The organism is Sporomusa sp. GT1 (assembly GCF_014634905.1).
In the GTDB taxonomy this organism is placed as follows: Bacteria; Bacillota; Negativicutes; order Sporomusales; family Sporomusaceae; genus Sporomusa; species Sporomusa sphaeroides.
On the sequence record NZ_BMBX01000052.1, the window covers coordinates 1 to 5,503 of the forward strand.

Consider the following 5,503-nt stretch of genomic DNA (forward strand, 5'->3'; position numbering starts at 1 on the left):
TGGGTTCGACATATTCAAAGTAAAATGCTGTGAGATATCGAGTAAATCAAAGATATCGAGAGTTTATTAAGGGAGGTATTGGGGTTCTATGATGGTTAAAACTTCTTACCAGGAAAACTTGACAATAGTTGCAGACTTTGTTTATGATATACATACAAAAACATATGTTTCAGTTAGGGAGGAGCCTGTCACCAAGGGCTCCTTCTGTTCTTTTACCGGGACAACACTAAGGAGGAGCTTTTTCAGGCTCCTCCTTTAGTTATTGATTAAGAGGGGGTTGCTGTGTTGTTGCATTAGATCTAAAAATTGATAGCTGCCACAAGTCATGAAAAAGCAAAAAAATAAATAAGTCTTGTAAAACATGTCGGATTCATACTTGCAAAACTTATTATACGAGGAGAATGAAAATGGAATTTAATCAGTCGTCCATTGCTGTCGGTGTTTTTCTGGTGGCATATGCTCTAATCATTTCTGAAAAGATTCATCGTACGGTTGTAGCCTTAGCGGGAGCAGTGCTTGTTATCATGCTGGGTGTTTTGGGCCAGGAACAGGCCATCCATCATATTGATTTCAATACCCTGGGACTTTTAGTAGGGATGATGGTTATTGTGGCCATTACCAGTGAAACAGGGCTGTTTAGCTTTTTGGCTATTTGGGCGGCCAAGGCGGTGGATGGCAATCCACTGAGGTTGATGATTGTCTTATGCGTAATTACAGCTCTGGCTTCAGCCCTGTTGGATAATGTTACCACAGTACTGTTAATGGTTCCGGTTACGCTGAGTATCACCAAACAGCTTGATGTTAACCCCATACCTTATCTGATTTCGCAAATCATTGCTTCCAATGTTGGCGGCACGGCGACGTTGATTGGCGACCCGCCTAATATCATGATCGGCAGTGCGGTAAAAGAATTGGACTTTCTTGCTTTTGTTAATAATCTTGCCGGCATATCCATGATTATTCTTATTGTCAATGTTGTCATACTCGCACTGATTTATCGCAAGCAGCTTACGACTACGGCGGAACTGAGCGCAAGTATTAGGAGTCTTGATCCGCGGGAGCAAATTACGGACCCCAAATTGCTTAAAATTTGTTTAGGCGTAATGGCCCTTACGATCACTTTCTTCTTTTTGCATCAGCAGCTTCATCTGGAATCGGCGACGGTAGCTATGTTTGGTGCCGTCTTACTGATTCTTTTAGCAAAGAAAAATACTGACCACCAGCTGGAGAAAATTTTTCACAAGGTAGAGTGGGTAGCGCTGCTGTTTTTTGTCGGCCTGTTTATTTTGGTTGGCGGGCTTGTTGAAACAGGGGTCATCACCTTACTGGCCCAAAAATCAATGGAATTGACTGCCGGTAATCCGGTAACAACCGCGATGCTGATTCTTTGGCTAAGTGCCATTGCTTCGGCTTTTGTCGACAATATTCCCTTTGTAGCTACGATGATTCCGTTGATTAAAGATATGGGAGTTTTAGGGATTACCAACCTGGAACCGCTCTGGTGGAGCCTGGCTCTGGGAGCTTGTTTGGGCGGCAACGGGACGCTTGTTGGTGCCAGTGCCAATGTCATCGTAGCCGGACTGGCAGCCCAGGCGGGGCATCCCATATCTTTCGTCAGGTTTATGCTTATTGGCTTTCCGCTTACCATGCTGTCGGTATTTATCGCCAATATCTATATTTACCTGCGGTATCTCAGTTGATAGGCCGTTGTTTTGCTGATAAGGATATATTTTTTTTCTTGAAATAAGTGTGGTATTTTACTGCTAAACTGTAACGCATAATTTTTCTCAAGCGGAGCCGCTCCTGTTGTACGCACTGCTACTATCCCTGTAGTGCACAATAGGGGCGGCATCTTTTTAATTTTAACAGATTTTAACAGAATCTATTTGTAAGTTGTACGCACCACAACAAGACCTGGCACCGACGACTGTCATCCAACGCTGCGTCTCAGTACTGTTAACGGCGGTAAGCACCGTACCAGCAGTTTTGCTTAGTATCAGGCAGTCCTGTCAGATTTTTTCGGTACAAATCGATATTTTGCCTGGCTATGTGCAACAATAGTATGGATAAGGCTGATTACACAAGCCCAAAAAAACTAATTGAACATCTAACAATCTTATATTATAATTAAGTTGTTTGTAAAAACATTGAAATACGGGGTGTTGTTATACAGGTGACAGGAGGCGGGAGAATGAGCTTTAGTTCCCGGTTGGAAATCGATTTGGACAAAATAAAGTACAACGCGGCTAAAGTTGTTGAGGTTTGCCATAAACATGGAATTGAAGTGCTTGGTGTTACCAAAGGGTTTAGTGCAATTCCTCAAATTGTGACCGCTGTCCTCGAAGGCGGGGTTGACGGGCTGGCTGATGCCAGAATGGAAAATATTATTGAATTACGGCATGAAGGGATTTCGGCGCCGATAACCCTCTTGCGAATCCCACGGTTAAGCGATGTGGAAAATGTGGTTAAATACAGTGATGTAAGCATCAATTCCGAGATATCCGTCATTCGGGCTTTGGGGGAAACGGCTAAAGCGATGGGATTCAGGCATCAAATTATCCTGATGGTCGATGTTGGGGATTTGCGTGAAGGCATTATGATTGAAAATGTTCTGGCCGCTGTCCGCGCGATAGTCAAGGTAGACGGAATCAGCCTGCTGGGGCTGGGTACGAATATGGGCTGTTTTGGCGGTATTTTGCCCGAATACACGAACCTTAATATTTTGGTAGAGCTTGCCAAGCTGATTAAGAGCAGGCTGGGGATTACGCTCCAGATTCTTTCCGGCGGCGGTACATCATCCCTGCTGCTGGTGGAAAAGGGTGAAATCCCTGCCGGCATTAACCAGCTGCGTGTCGGGGAAGGAATGCTGCTGGGAACTGATACGACGAATAACCGGGCGATTGCTTGGCTTAAAAATGATGCTTTTATCTTAAAAACCGAGGTGATTGAGGCTAAGCTCAAACCATCGGTTCCCAGGGGTAACATTGGCCGGGACGCGTTTGGCAATATTCCGGAATTCGAGGATATTGGCATCCGGAAAAAAGCCATTGTGGCGTTAGGCAAACAGGATGTTTATATCGAAGGCCTGATTCCATTGGATAATAATATCACCATCCTGGGAGCCAGCAGCGACCATATGATTCTGGATATCACCGATATAGAAAGAACGGTACGTGTTGGTGATGAACTGGCTTTTGGGGTCACTTACTCCGGCTTGCTTTCGGCAAGTCAATCCAGGTATATAAAAAAAGTGTTCAGAAAGGATAACAAATGGCTGAATTAATTACGACAGTTGAACCGGCATTACTTAAGCGGCTGGTTGAACTGGAACAAGAGGCTTTTGGCTGCGGGGGAATGAATGAATGGCACCTTGTGCCGCTAATGCGGCACGGCAGAGTGTTTGTCAGTAAGCAAAACGACAGCGTGGTTGGAGCAGTCCAGTATATGCGTGACTGGGATAAGCCTGAACTGGCCTATATGGTTGGGGTTTCGGTTGCGACGGCAGCTCGCGGCCAGGGAATAGGCACTGAGCTGCTGGCAGAAAGCATCCAGCAGTTGTTTGCTGACAACTTTACGGAAGTTGAGCTTACTGTGGCAGCCGACAATGCAGCCGCTGTTAAGGTGTATAGAGAAAAGCTGGGTTTTGAAGTAACCGGATTCAGACAAAATGAATACGGTCAAGGCCAGGACCGGTTGGTTATGATGCTTATCCGGGAGCGGTTTATCGGGACTCTGAAAAAAAAATAGATACCTTTCCTATGCCCGGCTTGCAAGGGCTGGGAGCCTGATCAGCAAACAAAACCGGTATGCAAACGCTTGCGCATCTAACAACTTTATATTATAATTAAGTTGCCTGTAAAAAAATGTACTACGAATACATGGTTTTAAAATGGAAATAGTCTTATGCCGGATGAGTTTCTATAAAGTTTCTTTATACTAACCCTAAAATATAACTTTCTCAAAAATGGAATAAGGGCAAAAACGACTTCCTTTACAGGCATGTTGTCAGTGTGAGCCACAAGTACGCAGCTTGTGCCCATACTGACAACATGCCTGTGCCATATAAATCAAGGGCAGTATAGAAGCAAAACAAACAACTTTATGTGAACATGTAAATTGTTTGAAAAGAAAGGGTGAGCAAGTATGATAATGTATGTCAGTGAACAATGGCAAACCTTGCTGGCTATGACTGCGGACCACATTATAATGAGTGCAGTGGCTATTTTAATTGCTACGATAGTCGGAATAACCCTGGGGATTGTCAGCAGCAAGGTTAGGTGGCTGGCGCGGCCGGTGTTGCTGCTTGTTAACACTATCCAGACTATACCTGCGCTGGCTATGTTCGGGCTGTTAATGCCGATTGTCGGTATTGGCGCTAAGGCCGGAATAACGGCTTTGGTGCTGTATGCTATTTTACCGGTGCTCAAGAATACGTACACTGGTATTACCGGGGTGGACCGCAGTCTGCTGGATGCAGGGCGCGGTATTGGCATGACAGAATTTCAACTGTTGAAAAAAGTGGAATTACCGCTGGCCATTCCGGTCATGATGGCTGGAATCCGGACATCGGCCGTACTTACTGTGGGGTTAGCCACGATCGTTGCCCTGATTGGCGGTAGCGGCTTAGGGAAAATAGTATTTCAGGGGATTAGCCGGGTAGATAATATTGAGATCATGGCCGGTGCTCTGCTGGCCGCCGGTCTTTCCTTTGCGGTTGATGGCCTGTTTGGCAAGCTTCAGGCGCGTTTAAGCTGGCAGCGGGAAAGGGAGGTGTGTGATGGTGATGGAGTATCTTGTGTACCTCAGCGAGCTGTCTCCCAGGATTAAAGCTGCGGGCATTGAACATCTGGCGATGACGGCGGTTGCCGTGGCGGCCGCCATTGCCGTAGCCGTACCTCTGGGGATTTATCTGACTCGCCGCCGTGAACTGGCAGCGGCAGTCTTTGGTGTAGTAAACAGTATTCAAACAATTCCCAGCCTGGCATTGCTGGGCTTTATGATTCCTCTCTTTGGCCTGGGCTTTTTACCGGCGGTTGTGGCCTTGTTCTGTTATGCGCTGCTGCCGATTCTCAGGAACACAGTGACAGGCATTGAGAGTGTGGACAAAGGCATTAAAGAGGCTGCCCTGGGAATGGGCATGAGTGAAATCCAGATATTGTTTAAAGTGGAATTGCCGCTGGCGATGTCGGCCATTATGGCCGGAATCCGGACTTCCACGATTATTATTGTAGGCTGGGCAACGTTGGCTGCCTATATCGGCGGCGGTGGGTTAGGCCGGCTGATTATGGCCGGTATGTCAATGGGCAGAGAACAGCTTATTTTAGCCGGGGCCATTCCGGCAGCTGTTATCGCCTTGTCACTGGATGCTTTGCTTGGCTGGCTGGAAGGACGGCTGGCTATTCCCGGACAAAAACAGGGAGGGGTTTAAGTCTGAAATCCTGAGCCAAGGTGCTCAACAAGGAAAATGAGCATAGCAAATAAGCTGTCAAGAAACAGTTGGATG

At 46.3% G+C, this 5,503-nt stretch carries 6 protein-coding genes; all 6 read left to right on the plus strand.

Annotated elements, in window-relative coordinates:
* The first annotated feature begins 88 nt into the window (after positions 1-88).
* Entirely contained in the window at positions 89-259 is a 171-nt protein-coding gene (locus tag GT1_RS21690) for a hypothetical protein (protein WP_188400465.1), read from the plus strand.
* A 148-nt stretch (positions 260-407) separates the two neighbouring features.
* Positions 408-1,700: an SLC13 family permease gene (locus tag GT1_RS21695; RefSeq protein ID WP_188400466.1), complete on the plus strand. Its 1,293-nt coding sequence runs from the start codon at positions 408-410 to the stop codon at positions 1,698-1,700.
* Positions 1,701-2,191: 491 nt separating this feature from the next.
* Positions 2,192-3,283 (plus strand): alanine/ornithine racemase family PLP-dependent enzyme, encoded by a 1,092-nt coding sequence (locus GT1_RS21700; RefSeq protein WP_188400467.1) that lies wholly within the window; start codon positions 2,192-2,194, stop codon positions 3,281-3,283.
* Positions 3,271-3,747, plus strand: a complete 477-nt coding sequence (locus GT1_RS21705; RefSeq protein WP_188400468.1) for a GNAT family N-acetyltransferase — start codon at positions 3,271-3,273, stop codon at positions 3,745-3,747. Before GT1_RS21700 ends, GT1_RS21705 begins: the two co-directional genes overlap by 13 nt.
* Positions 3,748-4,143: 396 nt before the next feature.
* The gene (locus GT1_RS21710) at positions 4,144-4,827 is read left to right on the plus strand and encodes an ABC transporter permease (protein WP_188400469.1); all 684 of its coding nucleotides are present in this window, start codon (positions 4,144-4,146) and stop codon (positions 4,825-4,827) included.
* Entirely contained in the window at positions 4,778-5,428 is a 651-nt protein-coding gene (locus GT1_RS21715) for an ABC transporter permease (protein WP_304626563.1), read from the plus strand. The genes GT1_RS21710 and GT1_RS21715 overlap by 50 nt, the downstream gene beginning before the upstream one ends.
* The last annotated feature ends 75 nt before the right edge of the window (positions 5,429-5,503 follow it).